16 protein-coding genes are annotated in these 16,159 nt (G+C 68.7%); 5 read left to right on the top strand and 11 right to left on the bottom strand.

Annotated elements, in window-relative coordinates:
* Positions 1–10 precede the first annotated feature (10 nt).
* The 6 genes from OHS03_RS08575 to OHS03_RS08550 are packed head-to-tail and all read right to left on the bottom strand — an operon-like array spanning position 11 to position 5,911.
* Positions 11–1,180, bottom strand: coding sequence for an LLM class flavin-dependent oxidoreductase (locus tag OHS03_RS08575; protein ID WP_328662179.1), 1,170 nt, complete (start codon positions 1,178–1,180; stop codon positions 11–13).
* Positions 1,177–2,277: an LLM class flavin-dependent oxidoreductase gene (locus OHS03_RS08570; protein WP_328662177.1), complete on the bottom strand. Its 1,101-nt coding sequence runs from the start codon at positions 2,275–2,277 to the stop codon at positions 1,177–1,179. The genes OHS03_RS08575 and OHS03_RS08570 overlap by 4 nt, the downstream gene beginning before the upstream one ends.
* Complete coding sequence (locus OHS03_RS08565; protein ID WP_328662175.1) at positions 2,274–3,299, bottom strand: ABC transporter substrate-binding protein; 1,026 nt, start codon at positions 3,297–3,299, stop codon at positions 2,274–2,276. Before OHS03_RS08565 ends, OHS03_RS08570 begins: the two co-directional genes overlap by 4 nt.
* Positions 3,296–4,060 carry an ABC transporter ATP-binding protein gene (locus OHS03_RS08560; RefSeq protein ID WP_328662173.1) on the bottom strand — a complete coding sequence of 255 codons (765 nt, stop codon included), beginning with the start codon at positions 4,058–4,060 and terminating at the stop codon, positions 3,296–3,298. Before OHS03_RS08560 ends, OHS03_RS08565 begins: the two co-directional genes overlap by 4 nt.
* Positions 4,057–4,872, bottom strand: a complete 816-nt coding sequence (locus OHS03_RS08555) for an ABC transporter permease (RefSeq protein ID WP_056816992.1) — start codon at positions 4,870–4,872, stop codon at positions 4,057–4,059. The genes OHS03_RS08560 and OHS03_RS08555 overlap by 4 nt, the downstream gene beginning before the upstream one ends.
* 1 nt (position 4,873) lies before the next feature.
* Positions 4,874–5,911 carry an NrtA/SsuA/CpmA family ABC transporter substrate-binding protein gene (locus OHS03_RS08550; protein ID WP_056816995.1) on the bottom strand — a complete coding sequence of 346 codons (1,038 nt, stop codon included), beginning with the start codon at positions 5,909–5,911 and terminating at the stop codon, positions 4,874–4,876.
* A gap of 213 nt (positions 5,912–6,124) precedes the next feature.
* On the opposite strand from OHS03_RS08550, the gene OHS03_RS08545 reads away from it, so the two are divergent.
* Positions 6,125–6,871, top strand: a complete 747-nt coding sequence (locus tag OHS03_RS08545; protein ID WP_328662171.1) for an IclR family transcriptional regulator — start codon at positions 6,125–6,127, stop codon at positions 6,869–6,871.
* Between the two features lie 112 nt (positions 6,872–6,983).
* Positions 6,984–8,411, top strand: coding sequence for an MDR family MFS transporter (locus OHS03_RS08540; RefSeq protein WP_328662169.1), 1,428 nt, complete (start codon positions 6,984–6,986; stop codon positions 8,409–8,411).
* On the opposite strand, the gene OHS03_RS08535 is transcribed toward OHS03_RS08540, so the two are convergent.
* Positions 8,398–9,375: an alpha/beta hydrolase family protein gene (locus tag OHS03_RS08535; protein ID WP_328662168.1), complete on the bottom strand. Its 978-nt coding sequence runs from the start codon at positions 9,373–9,375 to the stop codon at positions 8,398–8,400. The genes OHS03_RS08540 and OHS03_RS08535 overlap by 14 nt on opposite strands.
* Before the next feature lie 62 nt (positions 9,376–9,437).
* Here OHS03_RS08535 and OHS03_RS08530 point away from each other — a divergent pair, with 62 nt between their 5' ends.
* Positions 9,438–9,974, top strand: coding sequence for a helix-turn-helix domain-containing protein (locus tag OHS03_RS08530; protein ID WP_328662166.1), 537 nt, complete (start codon positions 9,438–9,440; stop codon positions 9,972–9,974).
* 41 nt (positions 9,975–10,015) lie between these two features.
* On the opposite strand, the gene OHS03_RS08525 is transcribed toward OHS03_RS08530, so the two are convergent.
* Positions 10,016–10,654 (bottom strand): hypothetical protein, encoded by a 639-nt coding sequence (locus tag OHS03_RS08525; protein ID WP_328662165.1) that lies wholly within the window; start codon positions 10,652–10,654, stop codon positions 10,016–10,018.
* 84 nt (positions 10,655–10,738) lie between these two features.
* Here OHS03_RS08525 and OHS03_RS08520 point away from each other — a divergent pair, with 84 nt between their 5' ends.
* Positions 10,739–11,545: a class I SAM-dependent methyltransferase gene (locus OHS03_RS08520; RefSeq protein ID WP_328662163.1), complete on the top strand. Its 807-nt coding sequence runs from the start codon at positions 10,739–10,741 to the stop codon at positions 11,543–11,545.
* 5 nt (positions 11,546–11,550) lie between these two features.
* Here OHS03_RS08520 and OHS03_RS08515 read toward each other — a convergent pair whose 3' ends face one another.
* Together OHS03_RS08515 and OHS03_RS08510 are read right to left on the bottom strand one after the other, a co-directional pair.
* Positions 11,551–12,558, bottom strand: a complete 1,008-nt coding sequence (locus OHS03_RS08515) for a hypothetical protein (protein ID WP_328662160.1) — start codon at positions 12,556–12,558, stop codon at positions 11,551–11,553.
* Positions 12,559–12,685: 127 nt separating this feature from the next.
* On the bottom strand, positions 12,686–14,101 hold the full coding sequence (locus OHS03_RS08510; protein WP_328662158.1) for an amino acid permease: 1,416 nt from the start codon (positions 14,099–14,101) through the stop codon (positions 12,686–12,688).
* Between the two features lie 145 nt (positions 14,102–14,246).
* Between OHS03_RS08510 and OHS03_RS08505 the strand changes: the two genes are divergently transcribed.
* Positions 14,247–15,239 carry an LLM class flavin-dependent oxidoreductase gene (locus OHS03_RS08505; RefSeq protein ID WP_056817024.1) on the top strand — a complete coding sequence of 331 codons (993 nt, stop codon included), beginning with the start codon at positions 14,247–14,249 and terminating at the stop codon, positions 15,237–15,239.
* Between the two features lie 13 nt (positions 15,240–15,252).
* Here the strand turns inward: OHS03_RS08505 and OHS03_RS08500 are convergent, their stop codons facing one another.
* The gene (locus OHS03_RS08500; RefSeq protein ID WP_328662156.1) at positions 15,253–16,080 is read right to left on the bottom strand and encodes an NADPH-dependent oxidoreductase; all 828 of its coding nucleotides are present in this window, start codon (positions 16,078–16,080) and stop codon (positions 15,253–15,255) included.
* Positions 16,081–16,159: the final 79 nt, after the last annotated feature.

Genomic DNA, 16,159 nt, shown 5'->3' with positions numbered 1-16,159 from the left:
GACTCCTGCGTTATCGGGCCGTCGCGAGGACGGTCTCGGTGGACGGGGTGGTGAGCCGGGAGCGGCCGAGCAGTGGGAGGACTTCCTCGCCGACCCGGTAGGCCTCTTCCAGGTGCGGGTTGCCCGCGAGAATGAAGGCGTCGACGCCGAGGTCGATCAGTTCGTCGAGCCGCTGGGCGACCTGCTCGTAGCTGCCGACCAGGCCGAAGGCCGGGCCACCGCGGATCAGGCTGAACCCGGCCCAGACGTTGGGCTGAACTTCCAGATCGCGGTAGCCGGTGATGGTTTCGGGTACCCATCCCGCGATACGGGCGGCGCCGACCGAGTCGCCTTGGGCGGCACGGTTGGCGGCGTCGCGGTCGACGAAGGCCCAGCCCTTCTCGATCTCGGCCCAGGCCGCTTCCTCGGTGTGGCGGGCGACGATGTCGATGCGGACCGCGAACTTGGGTGTGCGGCCGGTGGTTTCGGCGTTGCGGCGCACACCGTCGAATTTGGCGCGCAGGTCGGCGTAGGGCTCGAGCCAGGACAGGTAGTAGTCGGCGTGGCGGCCCGCCGCGGCGACGGCGGCGCCCGAGGAGCCGGAGAAGTACACCTCGGGAAAGGGCTGTCCGGCCAGGCCGGGCGGCAGCGCGGCGCCCTCGGTGCCGAAGAAGCGGCCGTCGTGATCGAAGGGTTCGCCGTCCCATACCCCGCGCAGCACGTCGAGGAATTCGCTGGTCCGCGCGTAGCGGTCGTCATGGGAAACCTTGTCGCCCCACCACAGTTGGGCCGGTCCGCCGCCCCCGCTGATGATGTTGTAGACGAGTCGCCCGCCGGTGGCGCGCTGCAGGCTCGCCGACATCCTGGCCGCCTGCACCGGGTGCAGGAAGCCGGGCTGGAAGGCGACCATGAAGCGGTAGGTGGTGGTCTCGGCGGCGAGCGCGGCGGCCACCGCCCACGGGTCGTCGGTCACCGGGAACGACGGCAGCAACCCGCCGAGGAAACCCGCCGATTCCGAGGCCTTCGCGACCGCGACGACGTGGTCGAGATAGCTGTACTGGTCGAGGGCGCCGTCGCGGATGGCCGGTGCGATATTGCCCGGCCCGTAGCCGCTCGCATTGCCCCGGTTGTAGCGGCGCGGGGTGCGCAGGGAAGCGTGGTCGCCTTCCATGCCGATGCGCCAGTAGACGTCGATGGTCATGCGGTGAGCTCCTGCGCGGTGGTGAGAGTGCGGCCTGCCGGGTCGGCGAGGAACAGCAGATGTTCGCCCGCGCGATGGATTTCCTCGATGTTCGGGTGTCCGGCCAGCACGAAGGTCTGCACGCCGGCGCGCTCATAGGCCGAGAGTTGTTGTGCTACCTGCTCGTAACTGCCGACCAGGCCGATGCGCTGGTCGTAGCCGAGGGCGTCGAAGCCCGCCCAGCGGCCGTCGCCGAGCGCGTGTTCGGCCGCGGTGTCGGAGCGGTCCAATTCGGCCCACTGCCGGTGGACTCTGGCCCAGGCTTCGTCCTCGGTCTCCCTGGCGATGATCGGCAGCTCCAGACCGACCCGTACCCGGCGTTCCGCGGCGGTGGCTCGCTCCCCCAATTCGGTGACGGCACCGGCGATTCCGTCCGGGCTCTCGGCGAACAGGTGCAGATCACCGTGCGCGGCCGACAGCGCCAGCGCGGCCGGTGAGGTGCCGCTCAGGTGCACGCTCGGGAACGGCAGACCGGACAGGATTCCGCGGAATCCACCGTCGACGACGTCGTAGTAGCGGCCGGAGTAGTCGAAGCCGGTGCCTGCGAATCCCGCTGCGCCGATCTCGTTCTCGTTCCAGACGCCGCGTGCGACGGTGAGGAACTCCGCGGCACGGTCGTAGCGCTCGTCACCGGTGACGCGGTCGCCGCGCGAGCGGGCCTCGGCCTCGTCGGTGTCGACGGCCAGTCGCCAGTTCAGTCGGCCTGCCGAGTGCCGCTGCAGGGTCGCCGACACCTTGGCCGCGTACACCGGTGTGCCGAAGGCGGGCTGGAATTCGACGGTGACCCGGGTGTAGCGGGTGGCGCGGAGAGCCGCGGCCGCCACGATCCAGGATTCCTCGCCGAGCGGGTCGTAGGGCGCGAGTACGCCGTCGAAGCCGTTCAGCTCGGTGGCATCGACGATCTGGGCGAGATCGTCGAACGGACCGAACCGGCCCGGCCGGACATCGGTGGCCTCGGTGGGTGCCGTCGGCGGGCCGAAGCCACCGCGACCACGCAGTTCGGGCTTCGCACGGCGGCCGTCGCCCCGGCTGGGTAGCCGCCAATAGAACTCGGTCATGCGGGCACCCGCTCGGCGGCGACGAGCTCCTGTGCGCGAGCCAACGGCTCAGGGGCGACCCAGGCGTCGAGATCGAAGTCCGCGGCGAGGAAACCGTGGGTATAGAGGAACTGCTTCTGCACGCCGAGCAGTTCGACGCGTTCAGCGGTGAGCGAGGGATGCAGTCCGCGATGGAATTCGTCGCCGTAGGCCGCGGCGACTCCCTCTGGCCCGGACAGTGTTTCGCGCTGCAGCACCGCGCGGACGCCGTCGAGATCGCCGGCGGCCCAGTCGGCGGCGCGCAGGCTCTGCGCGAGGAAGCCGATGACGACCTCGGGACGGGACTCGAGCAGGTCGGCGTGCACGGTGATCGGACGCGGTGTTCCGTTGTTGACCCGCAGGTGCTTGGTGGCCGAGGCGTCGAGGTCGACCGCGACGCGGAGCCCGTTCTCTTTCGCCACTTCCTGGGCGCGGGCGCCCTTGACGTAGATGGCGTCGACCTTGCCGTCGAGGAGTTCGTCCACACCCCACGTCGTCGAGCGCCGTGCGCTCTGGATCGCGGTGCGCACCTGCGGATCCCGCTCGACATCGAGCTCGACGACCCGGACATCGGCCAGGGTCAGCCCGGCGGGGCGCAGCGCGTTGGCGAAGCCGTGCAGTGCCATCGCGCGTGGGAAGCTGCGTGCCTGGTCCTGGGCCCAGGCGGGGACGCCGACGCGCAGACCGGCCAGGCCCGCCGCGTCGGTGACCGGCGAATCGGGACCGACCAGGATCGCCTGGGACTCGTCGATCCAGGTGAGCCCGATCAGGCGGGTGGGCGAACCCTGCGCGCGAGCGGCCAGGGCGGGCACATTGCCGCCCTCACGGATCAGGCCCGACAGGTCGTGCAGGAAGTGGTGGCCCGCGAGCTCGGGACCGGCGTCCTGCAGGACACCGAATTCGAGGCCCGCGCTCGCGGCGGTCTCGCCGAGCCAGCCGAGGCTGTGCGCGAGACCGCTCGCGGTCGGCACGGGGCAGCGGGTGTACCACAGGGTTTCGGTCATGACAGGCTCCTGGTGTGTGGTCCGACGCCGAGCTGGGCGAGGAATTGTGTGCGGTAACCGAGGGTTTCGGGTGCCGCGTGATCACGCGGGTGGGGTAGGTCGATGACCTCGTCGACGGCGAAACGGCCGTGGTCGAGGATGATCACCCGATCAGCGAGGCGGATCGCCTCGTCGACGTCGTGGGTGACCATGAGGACGGCGGGCCGGTGCCGGGCGACGAGATCGCCGACCAGGTCCTGCATCTGGAGCCGGGTGAGGGCGTCCAATGCCGCGAACGGTTCGTCGAGCAACAGCAGTTCCGGTTCCCGCACCAGTGCCCTGGCGAGTGCGGCGCGCTGGGCTTCGCCGCCGGACAGCGTGGCGGGCCACTGGCCTGCTTTACCGTCGAGGTGGACTTCGTTCAGTGCCCGCAGACCGGCTTCGCGTTGCTGCTTGCCGCGCCTCAGGCCGACGATGACGTTGGCCAGCACCCGCTTGGACGGGATCAGCCGGGGCTCCTGATAGACCGTCGTGCGCCGGGAAGGCACCAATACCGCACCGGCATCCGGGGTTTCGAGCCCGGTGAGCAGACGAAGCAGGGTGGTCTTGCCGGTGCCGCTCGGACCGAGCAGCACCACGAACTCGCCGCGGCGGATGGTCAGGTCGACTCCGTCGAGCACTGTCTTCTCGCCGAACGCCTTGCGCAGACCGGTGATCGACACCGCGACCGGGGCCGGTGCTTCGGTCTCGGCCTGGACCGGCGCGGCTGTTGTCGTCGTCATCGGATCGCCACCTGCTTCCGCCATGGCATCGCGTAGCGTTCCGCGAGCCGCACGAGTGCGTCGAACACCAGACCGAGCAGCGCGTAGAGCACGACGCACAGCACCATGTAGTCGGTGCGGTTGTATTCCTGAGCGAGGGTCACCAGGTAGCCGACGCCCTGCTGGGTGCCGACCTGTTCGGCGGCGATGAGCGCGGTGATGCTGATCGACAGGCACACCCGCAGCGCCATCAGAATCCCGGGCAGCGCGGCGGGCACGATCACCTCGACCACCAGCCGGGTGCCGGTGAGCCCGAAACTGCGGGCCGCCTCGACCATCTTGCGGTCGACGTTGCGCACGCCGAGATAGGTGTAGGCGTACATCGGCGCGGTCGTCGCCACCGCGATGAGCAGGATCTTGTACAGCTCGTCGATGCCGAACCAGGCGATGAACAGCGGAACCAGCGCCAGGAACGGCACGGCCCGCACGATCTGCATGGTCGAATCGACCAGTTCCTCACCGAGGCTGGACAGGCCCGACAGCAGGCCGAGCACCAGCCCGACCCCGACGCCGATCGCCACACCGGCGGCCGCGCGCCCGAACGAGGCGAGCGCGAACTCAACCAGCTGGCCGCTGTCGAACAGTTCGACGAACGCCGACCAGACCGCGGCGGGGCCCGCGATCACCCGCGGCGAGATCGCGCCGCTCGCCGAACCCACCCACCAGACCAGCACGATCGCGGCGGGGAGAACAGCACGCAGGCCGAGCGACAACCACCGCGGCCGCTGCCGGGCGACGCGCGCCCGGGGCGGGGCCAATGCGAGGCTGCTCACCTCACTTGCCCTTCAGTGCGGCGAGCTGGTCCGGGGTGAGCTTGGATTTCAGGTCGTAGAAGATGTCGCCGGCGGCGATCCGGCGGGAGATGACGCCGTTGTCGGCGAAGGTGTTCACCACATCGGCCAGGTCGGTGGCATCGGATTCGGCGGGCAGGCGGGGCACGGTGACCTCACCGCCGACCCGGACCGCGTCGGCGAGCCGGTCACCGGTCAGCGCACGCGGGCCGGTCTTCTCGAAGACGTTCTCGAAGTCGGCGGGCGTGGCCTTCTGCTTCGCGGTGAGTCCCTGCAGCACTTCCAGGTACTTCGCGGCGATATCGGGGCGCTTGTCGAGGACCTCGGTGCGGAACACCACCACGGTGTTGTCCTTGGAGCCGACGGACTTCTCGGTGGCGATCTCCTTGGCGCCCGAGGCCTTGGCCTCCTGGTAGGGCACCAGGAACGACGCCCAGGCGTCGACCTTGCCGGTCGCGAAGGCCGAAGCGGCGTCCTTCTGCTGCAGGGGCACCCGGGTCACCTTGTCGGCCGGAATGCCCGCCTGGGCCAGCGCTTTGAGCGTGATGTACTCGCCCTTGCCGGCGGGATTCACCGCGATCCGCTTGCCGACCAGGCCCGCCACGGTGGTCACGCCCGACTCCGGGGTCACCACGATGCCGCTCTGATCCTGACCCGCCGGGTCGGCCACGGCGACGATCTTCACGCCGACGTCCTTGGACAGCGCACCGACGACGGGACTGAACGCGGCGCCGGAGACATCGAGTTCGCTGGTGTTGAACAGCTTCAACATGGAGCTGAAACCCGGTGTGGTGCTGACCCATTCGATCTTGGCGCCCAGCGGGGCGAGTGCGGCGTCGAAGGTGCCGTCGCGCTTGCCGACCGCGAGCGGTCCGCTGTTGCCCGGATCGGTGACCTTGAGAACGAACGAGGCTTGCGCTCCCTGTTCCGGCGTGGAGTCGGAGCCACACGCCGCGACGAGGGCTACGACGGGGACGATCGCGAGGGCGATCCGCGAGAAGGCCGGCAGCCTGCGGGACATCGGGGCTCCTGTTCGGGGGCTGGGGGGTGATGCCTTCGCAGCGTAGGAGCGGGTGTGGTCTCGAACGAGGTATGCCTTTCCACGGATCGGAAAGCTTGACAGCGATGGACTTGTCGTTCTATAGCAGGTGATGCGGTTTCTCCGGCGTCGACTTTCCACATACCGGAAAATCGGGAGGTCATGGGCTCGAATACCTGTGTTACCGTCGGCCCTGTGGAGACCTCCAGCGTGCAGACCGTGACCAGGGCCCTCTCGGTACTCGACTGCTTCCGCGGTGGCGAGGAGCGTGGGGTCTCGGAAGTCGCCCGCGCCCAGGGCCTTGCGATCAGTACCACCCATCGCCTGCTCGGCGCGCTCGTGCAGGCGGGGTTCCTGGAGAAGGACGCCGAGTCCAGTCGCTATCGGATGGGCGGAGCGCTGGCCGAGTACGGTCAGATCGCCTATCGCCAGCACCGGATCTACCTCGCCGAGCCCTACCTCGAGCAACTGGCCGCCACCACCGGAGCGACCGGTTCGGTCGCCACCCGCCACGGCATCCACGCGGTACTGCTCGGGACCAGCCGATGGCGCGAGAGCGACGGGCACAAACTCCAGGGCGTGCGACTTCCGTTGCACGCCAGCGCACTCGGCAAAGCACTGCTGGCCTGGTCGGAGGCCGACGACGACGAATTGCGTTCGCTGCCCTACGAAGAGGGCACCGAGCGTTCGGTGTCGAGCCCGGAGGAACTGCGCGCGGAACTGACCACCACGCGCGAGCGCGGCTACGCGTTCAACGATCGCGAACTGGATCCCGGGTTCCGCACCATCGGCCTGCCGATCCTGGATTCTCAGGGCCGCTGCCGCTTCGCGCTCGGCATGCGCGGACCCGCGACGCTGATGATCGACGAGCGGGTGCCGTTCTTCGTCGAACTGGCCAAGGTCACCGCGGCCGATATCGCCGCGCGGTTCGCCGCCGACTGACACCCTCCCCCGACACCGATCGCGTCACACCCTCGAAAAATGCCGCGCGGAAACAGTCGCGCCCCCGATACCGTGAACCCGAGTGGTTAGTCGATGCAACGAAAGGACCTCGGTGGCTACCGATACCGCGAGCCCGGCTGTCGGTCTGCGATCCGAACGAGGTCCGATCCTGGCCTCGCTCATGCTCTCCACCGGGCTGGTGGCTCTCGACTCCACCATCATCGCGACAGCGGTGCTCACCATCACCGACACTCTCGGCGGGTTCGCGATGTTCCCGTGGTTGTTCTCCATCTACCTGCTCGCACAGGCCGTGACGGTGCCGATCTACGGCAAGCTCGCCGACATGGTCGGGCGCAAGCCGGTGATCCTGTTCGGGATCGCGGCGTTCGCGGCGGGGTCACTGCTGTGCGGACTGGCCACGAGCATGGTGGCCCTCATCGCCTTTCGGGCGATCCAGGGCATCGGGGCGGGCGCGATCCAGCCGATGACGATGGTGATCGCCGGTGATCTGTACACACTGACCGAACGCGCCAAGATCCAGGGCTACCTGGCCGGGGTGTGGGCGAGCTCGGCCGTGCTCGGTCCGCTGCTGGGCGGAATGTTCGCCGACCATCTGAGCTGGCGATGGATCTTCCTGATCAATCTTCCGCTGTGCGCGGTCGCGGCCTGGATGTTGGTGCGCCACTTCACCGAATCGGCGGTGCGCCGCACCCAGCGCATCGACTACCTCGGCGCGATCCTGCTCACCGTCGGCGCGGGGGCCATGATCCTCGCCCTGCTCGAAGGTGGCCAGGCCTGGGAGTGGACCTCGCCGGTCTCGCTCACCCTGTTCGTGGGGAGCGTGGCAGTGCTGGCGCTGTTCGCGGTCGTCGAGCTGCGGACCGCGAATCCGATTCTGCCGCTGTGGATCTTCACCCGGCGCGTGGTGATCGCGAGCAGTACCGTCTCCCTGCTGGTCGGCGCCGTCATCCTCGGATTGACCTCGTACGTGCCGACTTTCGCCCAGGGAGTGCTCGGGACCACCGCCCTGGTGGCCGGACTGGCCGTCGGCGGGCTCACGCTCGGCTGGCCGCTCGCCGCGACCCTGTCCGGACGGCTGTACCTGCGCTGGGGGTTTCGCATCAGCGGCATCGTCGGCAGCACGATCGCCGCGCTCGGCTGCGCGACCACCCTGCTCGTCGGCCCGGAGTCGAGCCCCTGGCAGATCGCGGCCTCCTGTTTCCTCATCGGCTGCGGTATGGGTCTGGTGGCCTCCCCCACCCTCATCGCCGCCCAGGCCAGCGCCGAATGGCACGAACGCGGTGTGGTCACCTCCGCCAATATGTTCGCCCGCTCCCTCGGCAGCGCACTGGGCGTCGCGATGTTCGGCGCCATCGTCAACGCCGGCATCCACGACCCCGACCGCCCCACACCCGGCGAACTCGCCCACGGCATCCACCTGGTCTTTGTCGCGATGCTCGCCATGGCAGTCGTCATGCTCATCGCCGCCGCGACCATGCCGGGCCGCAGCCACGGCGCATCGGCGGTCAGTGCGCCGTGATCCACTGCGCGATGTCGGCCACGACCGCACCGTCGACGTGCTGCGGCCGCGCGTAATCGGCGGGCGTCGAGGGTGAGTCGCCGGGAAAGAACAGGTGGTCGTCGGCGGGGTAGGTGCGGATGTCGACATCGGCTCGATCGGCGAGGCCGACTCGCCACTGCGCGAGATCGTCCTCGACGGTGACCTGATAGTCGCGCTCGCCCTGCAGGATCAGCATCGGGATGTCGAGGGTGGCCGCGACCGCGACCGGGTCGTACGCGCGCAGGTCCAGCCAATAGGCGGCGGACTGGCCGAACGGGAGATCCTCGGTCGGCGTCTCGAGTGACAGCTCGGGACTGTCCACCCGTTTCGCCTGTTCGATCACCGTCTCGAGAGGTGGCAGTGCCGTGATCGCGGACGGATCCACCTCGGCGAGGTGACGCAGAACGCGCACCAGAGCCCACCACATCGGCGAAGTGTCACCCGCCAAGGTGATGATCCCGGCAACCTCGGGGACGGCATCGGCCACGCGCGGAGCCATCCTCCCGCCCATACTGTGGCCGACGACATGGATTCGACTCGCGTCGATACCCTTTGTCGCCCTGAGGATGTCGATGGCCGCGAGGGCGTGGGGCAGGTACTCGTCGCGGACGGTGAACCCCTCGGTGGCGGCGACCGCGTCGGCGTGGGTGAGAGTGACCTTGTCGAAGCGCAGGACCGCGATGCCACGAGAGGCCAGTCCCCACGCGATGTCCCGGTAGATCCGGTTCGGGCCGACGGTACCGTCGCGGTCGAACGCACCGCCACCGGACAGGATGACGACCGCCGGGTGTGGCCCCGGAGCCGACGGCACGCTCAGGACACCCGCGACGGCGAGCTCATCGGAACCTACGGTGACATCGCGATCAGCGAAGGCCGCCGGATTCACATACTCCGGGATCTGCCACGACTCGATATCCGCTTGCGCTGTCTCGTTGCCACCCATGGGCGCCCTCCACTCATCGTTCTCATCTTTGCGAAAGGTAGCACATGTGAGAATATTGACGCATGGACTCGTTGGAGCTACTGACCCACCCGGTGCGCCTGCGCATCGTGCATGCGATGTCGGGCGGTCGGACGCACACGACCGCGCAGCTGTGCGCGCTGGTGCCCGAGTCCTCGAAGGCGACGGTGTACCGCCACGTCGAGCTGCTGGCGTCCGGTGGCGTGCTAGAGGTCGTCGAAGAACGTCGCGTACGCGGGGCGGTCGAGCGGCGCTACCGATTACGTCGCGAGCGCGCGAGCATCGATGGCGCCACCGTGACACCGGCGGACCATCGCCAGATCTTCGTCGCCGCGATGGCCACCCTGCTCGCCGAATTCGACGCCTACATCACCGACGACCGCGCCGACCCGGTGGACGATCTCGTCGGCTACCGCCAGCACTCACTGTGGCTCGATCCCGACGAACTCGCCCAGCTGATCACCGGCATGCGCGCCGCGATCACCCCCCACCTCGACAACGCGGCCACCCCGGATCGTTCGGAATACCTACTCAGCCCGATCCTGTTTCCGCTCGACCGTCGAGGCGATGCCACGCAGTGACACGCACGCTCCGGACGCAGCGGACATTCGACGTCATCGATTCAACCGCGGAGCTCGGGCTGTTGGGCGGGCACGTCGGAGCTGTCCCTCCTGACGAACTCGTGGCGCCAGGCTCTGAGCGAGACGAGGTGGCCGTCGAGATCGGCATCGGCCCCGGGTTCGATCCCGAGATCCTCCCGGATCGCTCGACGCAGAAGGCGGACACCGAAGCCCAGCGAGTCGTCCACGAAGTGATAGAGGGCCGCCACCGCCACGGCGTCGTTCGCGTCGAGCTCGAGCGCCGCGCGATGGCCGACGTCGAGGCAGCGATTCACCTCGGACGCGAAATCCAGCGCTCGGTCCGACACCACCATCTGCGCACGGGAATAGGTGTCGCGCAGCGCCTCCCGCGCTGCCTCGAACTTGGCGAGATCAGGTGTGCGCCCGCCGCACTTCTCGTCGAGGTAGTGCCGGATAGCCGCTCGACAGGAATGCGCCGTGGTGTTGAGGCCCGCGTAGACCGTCCGCTTCTCGTCGGTGGCCTCTTTGCGGGTGAGTTCCCGCAATTCCTCCGCCCGATTGTCGCGCTGCACCTTCGCATCGATTCGCTTGCTACGAATCGCGAAAACCTGGGTCACGATGCCGCCCCCGAGCGTGCCGACGACCGTGATCGAGGCAACCGCCACATTGGTCCAATCCATAGTGGCCATTCTCGCTGCACCCCAATAAAATTCACCACCCGCGCGATCATTCCGCGGCGCCACGGCGGTCGGTAGCTTCCTACCATGGTGGGATTCGGGAATTCTGAGGACAGGAACGCGGACGAGATCCAGCGCCGGAAGCGACGGGCGGGCTCGTTCGGCACGCAGGCAGCCGTCTACGCCCAGTATCGGCCGGACTATCCGGCGGCGGGAATTCGGTGGGCGCTGGAGGCGGTCGCGGAAAAGGCGGGGGCTGTTGTTCTGGATCTGGGGGCGGGGACGGGCAAGCTCACCGGAGGTTTGCTCGCCGCGGGGGTCGAGGTGATCGCGGTGGAGCCCGATGAGGGGATGCGGGCCGAACTCGTTCGACTCTATCCCGAGGTGAGGGCGCTTTCCGGTGCGGCGGAGGCGATTCCGCTGGCCGATGGATCGGTGGACGCGGTGCTCGCCGGGCAGGCGTTCCACTGGTTCGACCAAGCGCGGGCTTTTCCCGAAATCGCGCGGGTGCTGCGTGCGGACGGGGTGTTCGCCGCGTTCTGGAACAACGACGACGACAAGGTCGAGTGGGTTGCGGGGCTGCGGGATGTCTCTCGCTCGTCCGCCTCGTTTCCGCCGTCCTCCTCCGATGACGCGCTGCCCGCGCATCCGCTGTTCGCCCCGTTCGAGTACGCCGAGTTCGCACACAGCCAGCGGCGGACCGCCGAATCGCTGACCGCGTCCATCGGCACCCATTCACACACCGTGGTCATCTCCACGCAAGAACGAGCCGAAGTGCTCGCCCGGATTCTCGACTACCTGCGGGCGACACCGGAGACCGCCGAGGGCGAGTTCGATTTTCCCCTGCGCACCGAGGTGATCCGCGCGGTCCGGCGCGCGAATACACCCCGGTGAGCCCATTACGCCGAGCGTTCCTCCGATCTGCGCACCACATCGACGACCTCGTCGGCGGCGAATTCGACGACTCGACGGACGCGCGAGTTGGCGACCGGTGCCAGGTCCACGACGATCGATGCGCCCGCGGCGGGTTGGCTGATCGCGGTGATGCGGTCTTGTAGGAAGCCGCCGTCGGGGACCGGGACACGGATGATGTCACCGACCGTGAGGGCTTCGGCGCGAAGTCGGCCGCCGGTGGCGGTGGAATCGTGTGTACCGCACCGGGTATAGCCGACTGTTGCGCCGAGGCCACGTTCGGCGATGGTCCACCAGACGGGTGGTGAGTCGGGTTCTTCCGGGCCGATTCGGGTGTGCCAGGACAGGATTCGGTCGCGTTCGGCTTCGGCGTCGGCACGGGTCTCGTGCAGGGACAGCTGGCGCCGGACCGGGGCGTTGCGGGGCCGGGTGGTGCCCGCGGCGCCGTCGACGACCAGGATCCAGCGGGCGCCGACGGCTTCGTCACGGCGGGCGGTGACCCGTTTGGCCAGCGCGAGGCCCGGGGTGGCGCCGAGGCGGTCGGCGGCTTCCTCGATGCTGTCGACCAGACCCAGCGAACGCAACAGCTCGGCGACCGAGAGTTCCGAGGTGGCCAGTTCCTGGGCGAGCGCGGGCATGGGGGTGCGTCGACGCCAGCCGATGCGGGCACAGTGCTCGTGGCGGGTGAACCACAGGCCGCCGCGGGAGCGGCGGTGATGGTCGATCACCACCGCCCACCAGTCCCATTCCGGCTCGGCGACAAGGCGTGTGCGGATCCAGCGTTCCCGTTCGGCGGTCGGCACCCGTTCCTCTGGCGGCACGAAATTGCGCAGTGCGCTGCGCACCGCCGATTCGGTGCGCCCGACCGTGATCGCCGTGCGGGCCAGATCGACGCCCGCGCGCAGATCGTCGGCCAGTACTCGGTATTCCGATTCCCGCCAGGTGGTTCCGTGCTGGCGTGGCGGCCGCAGATCGCCGCTGTTCTCGTCACTCATCTCGTGTGCCCCCGTTCTCGCACCGCCCGGCCACACTCGCGTCCGGGCTGGTTGTGTGACACTTCGACGATACCGGGTGGGTATGACAGAAAACGGCTCTCTGCCAGCGGCTTTCCAGCAAACGGAGCTATCCGGTGTGCACGGCGTCGCGGCGGCCGAAGGCGTAGTAGCCCGCACACACCAGTGCTGCCCACACCGCGCCGACGACCAACGCCGTGCGCCCACCGTCGGTCCACAGCAACAGCACCACCACCAAGCCGAGGAAACCCAGAGCAGCCCAGGTGGTTACGGGCGCTCCCGGCAGTCGGTAGTCACTGCCGGGCAGCTCGCCGGCACGAACCTTGGCGCGATACTTGATGTGGCACAGCAGGATCACACCCCACACGACGATGATCCCGACGGTGCTCACCGAGGTGATGTAGGCGAAGGCCTTGTCCGGCGAGACGAGGTTCACCACCACGCCGATCACCATCGCGCCCGCCGACGCGCAGATACCGGTGAACGGCACCGACTGCTTGCTCAGCGTCGCGAACTGCGCGGGCGCCTCGTCGCGCAGCGCGAGGCTGCGCAACATCCGGCCGGTGGAGTAGATGCCGGAATTGCACGACGACAGCGCCGCGGTGAGCAGCACGAAGTTGATGATGCCCGCTGCGGCAGGGATGCCGATCTGTTCGAAGACCTCGACGAACGGGCTGCGCCCGGCGTGGAAACTGCGCCAGCTCGCCACCGACATGATCACCACGAGCGCGCCGACATAGAACAGCCCGATCCGGAACGGCAGGGTGTTGATCGCCTTGCGCAGGGTGGTCTTCGGATCGCGCGCCTCCCCTGCCGTCACACCGACCAACTCGACGCCGACGTAGGCGAACACCACGATCTGCAGCACCAGCAGGGTCTGACCGAAGCCGTGCGGGAACATCCCGCCATCGGCCCACAGATTGGTCACCGTCGGGTCAGCGGCATGACCGAAGCCGAACACGAGCACGCCGATGCCGATCAAGATCATCGCCAGGATCGCGGTGACCTTGATGGCGGAGAACCAGAACTCCCCCTCACCGAAGAACCGCACCGAGATCAGATTGGCGGTGAACAGCACCGCGAGCACGACCAGCGCGGTCACCCACTGCGGGATGTCGAACCAGTACTGGACGTAGTGGCCTGCCACGGTGATCTCGGCCATGCAGGTGGACACCCAGACCGCCCAATACGACCAACCGGTCGCGAACCCGGCGAACCGGCCGAGGAACTCGTGGGCGTACTCGGCGAAGCTGCCCGAGACCGGGCGGTAAGTCAGCAGCTCACCGAGTGCGCGCATGATGACGAAAATCGCCAGCCCGGCGACGAGGTAGGCCAGGATCAGCGACGGGCCCGCCTGTTCGATCGCCGCGCCGGAGCCGTAGAACAGGCCGGTGCCGATCGCACCGCCGATGGCGATCATCTGGATGGTGCGCGGGTTCAGGCCGCGTGCGTATCCCTCCGATTCGGCCGTAGGGGCGGACGCCACGGGGGCATCGGTGGATAGGCCGGAGCCATCGGCTGACATGGAGCAGTCCTTCCTTCGCGTCGATCAGTCGTGCACGCTACCGCCCCGTTACCGTGGCCGGTGTCACCACCACCGGTGCGCGGAAATACCGGCGACCCGGCGCGGGTTGGCTCCGATAGGGGCAATACACAACTCGAGGAGGCTCATGAGCGCCGTCACGCTGTCGGTTCTGGATCTGGCACCGGTGCAGTCCGATGCGACGGCGGGTGCGGCGTTGCACGCGACGACGCGCTTCGCACAGCACGCCGAGGAGCAGGGCTTTCGTCGATTCTGGGTGGCCGAGCACCACAACATGCCCGGCATCGCGAGTGCGGCGCCCGCGGTGGTACTGGCCCATCTGGCCGCGTCCACCTCGCGGATCCGGGTCGGTTCGGGTGGGGTGATGCTGCCGAACCATGCGCCCCTCGTGGTCGCCGAGCAGTTCGGCACGCTCGAGTCGCTGCATCCCGGACGGATCGATCTCGGGATCGGACGGGCACCGGGCACCGATCCGGTGACCGCGCGCGCCCTTCGCCGCAGTGCCGAGGGACTCGGCGGTGACGAGTTTCCTCAGGAACTCACCGCGCTGATCGGCTTCTTCCGTGGCGCCGATCCCCACGGGATCGTGGCAAGCCCCGGACTCGGCGCCGAACCGGAGGTGTGGCTGCTCGGTTCGAGTGGTTACAGCGCGCAGGTGGCCGCGGTACTGGGACTGCCGTTCGCGTTCGCCCACCACATCGCGCCGGACAACACCGTGGCCGCGCTGACGCTCTACCGCGACAATTTCCGGCCCTCGCAGACCCTGAGCGAGCCGTACACGATCGTGGCGGCCTCGGCGATCTGCGCCGACACCGACGCCGAGGCCGATCGCCTCGCCGCACCCCGTGATCTCGCCTTCGCCAACTTGCGCTCGGGACGCCCGCAGGCGCTGGCCACGCCGGAGCAGGCCGCGGGCTTCCCCGGCAACGACGCCGAACGCCACTTCGCCGCGCAGCGCAGGGCCGCGCAGTTGCAGGGTTCGCCGGAGACGGTGCGGGCCCAGGCGGCACAACTGCTCGACGCCACCTCCCCCGACGAACTGATGCTCAACACCCTCGTCTACGACCTCGACGCCCGCATCCGCTCGCTCGACCTGACGAAGAAGGCGATCGACGGCTGAGCAATCCGCCTGCTCAGCGCAGTCGGAATCCTCTCAGGGCCAAGGATTCCCGCAGGCGGTGGCGTCCGTTGAGCGAGGCCGCCGAGGCCAGGCGGGCCAGGGCGCGCTCGGTCCACGAGAACGGCAAGCCCTGATCGGTGTAGATCTCGCCGATCCGCTGTTCGTACTCGGCGACCGGCTCGCGCTGGGCGGGCAGGTCGTAGGTCTCCTGATGCAGAACCGCCGCCTGCGGTAGGCGCGGCTTGACCCTGATGCCCTCCGTCGGGTCCGGGTGGCCGACGACCAGGCCGAAGACCGCGAAGACGTGATCGGGCAGATTCAGTTCGGCCGCAACCGCTTCCGGGTCGTTACGCAGCGCGCCGATGTAGACCGTGCCCAAGCCGAGGGATTCGGCGGCGACCACCGCGTTCTGGGCGGCCAGCGCGGCGTCGACGAAGCCGACGTAGCTGGATTCGAGATAGTCCGCGCCTTCCAGCGGTGCGCCGTGATCGTCGGCGAGCTGACGCAGCCGGGCGAAGTCGGCGGTCCACACCAGCAGCACCGGAGCCTGCTCGATATGCACCTGACCACCTGCGATCGCGGCCAGCCTGGCCCGGCGCGCCGGGTCACGCACCTCGATGACGCTCCACACCTGCAGGTTCGACGAGGTCGGCGCCGATTGCGCGGCCGAGACCAACAGCCGAATCGTGTCCGGCGACACGGCATCCGGGAGGTAGCGGCGCACCGACTTGTGGGCGTGCACTACCTCGAGCACCGGATTCCACTGGGCGGGGATCTCGGTGGCCGGGTTCGCGTAGCGCTGCTGCACGGGGTGGACGGGGCTCGGTGCGGTCTGCGTCATAGAAGACATCGTCGGATACGGTGCGGGTCGCCGTCTGCGGTAACCCTCACCGTGAACCGAACGATCGTCGCGGTAGGGG

The organism is Nocardia salmonicida, assembly GCF_036142455.1.
Classification (GTDB): Bacteria; Actinomycetota; Actinomycetes; order Mycobacteriales; family Mycobacteriaceae; genus Nocardia; species Nocardia salmonicida.
Note: the sequence above shows the minus strand (reverse complement) of the source record. Positions and strands in the feature narration are given on the sequence as shown.

What these genes read in the sequence shown, in the direction of transcription:
- OHS03_RS08500 (WP_328662156.1), bottom strand. Translation starts at nt 16,080, where the DNA reads ATGACGCAGACCGCACCGAGCCCCGTCCACCCCGTGCAGCAGCGCTAC.
- OHS03_RS08575 (WP_328662179.1), bottom strand. Translation starts at nt 1,180, where the DNA reads ATGACCATCGACGTCTACTGGCGCATCGGCATGGAAGGCGACCACGCT.
- OHS03_RS08525 (WP_328662165.1), bottom strand. Translation starts at nt 10,654, where the DNA reads ATGGATTGGACCAATGTGGCGGTTGCCTCGATCACGGTCGTCGGCACG.
- OHS03_RS08565 (WP_328662175.1), bottom strand. Translation starts at nt 3,299, where the DNA reads ATGACCGAAACCCTGTGGTACACCCGCTGCCCCGTGCCGACCGCGAGC.
- OHS03_RS08520 (WP_328662163.1), top strand. Translation starts at nt 10,739, where the DNA reads ATGGTGGGATTCGGGAATTCTGAGGACAGGAACGCGGACGAGATCCAG.
- OHS03_RS08550 (WP_056816995.1), bottom strand. Translation starts at nt 5,911, where the DNA reads ATGTCCCGCAGGCTGCCGGCCTTCTCGCGGATCGCCCTCGCGATCGTC.
- OHS03_RS08570 (WP_328662177.1), bottom strand. Translation starts at nt 2,277, where the DNA reads ATGACCGAGTTCTATTGGCGGCTACCCAGCCGGGGCGACGGCCGCCGT.
- OHS03_RS08505 (WP_056817024.1), top strand. Translation starts at nt 14,247, where the DNA reads ATGAGCGCCGTCACGCTGTCGGTTCTGGATCTGGCACCGGTGCAGTCC.
- OHS03_RS08530 (WP_328662166.1), top strand. Translation starts at nt 9,438, where the DNA reads ATGGACTCGTTGGAGCTACTGACCCACCCGGTGCGCCTGCGCATCGTG.
- OHS03_RS08515 (WP_328662160.1), bottom strand. Translation starts at nt 12,558, where the DNA reads ATGAGTGACGAGAACAGCGGCGATCTGCGGCCGCCACGCCAGCACGGA.
- OHS03_RS08560 (WP_328662173.1), bottom strand. Translation starts at nt 4,060, where the DNA reads ATGACGACGACAACAGCCGCGCCGGTCCAGGCCGAGACCGAAGCACCG.
- OHS03_RS08510 (WP_328662158.1), bottom strand. Translation starts at nt 14,101, where the DNA reads ATGTCAGCCGATGGCTCCGGCCTATCCACCGATGCCCCCGTGGCGTCC.
- OHS03_RS08535 (WP_328662168.1), bottom strand. Translation starts at nt 9,375, where the DNA reads ATGGGTGGCAACGAGACAGCGCAAGCGGATATCGAGTCGTGGCAGATC.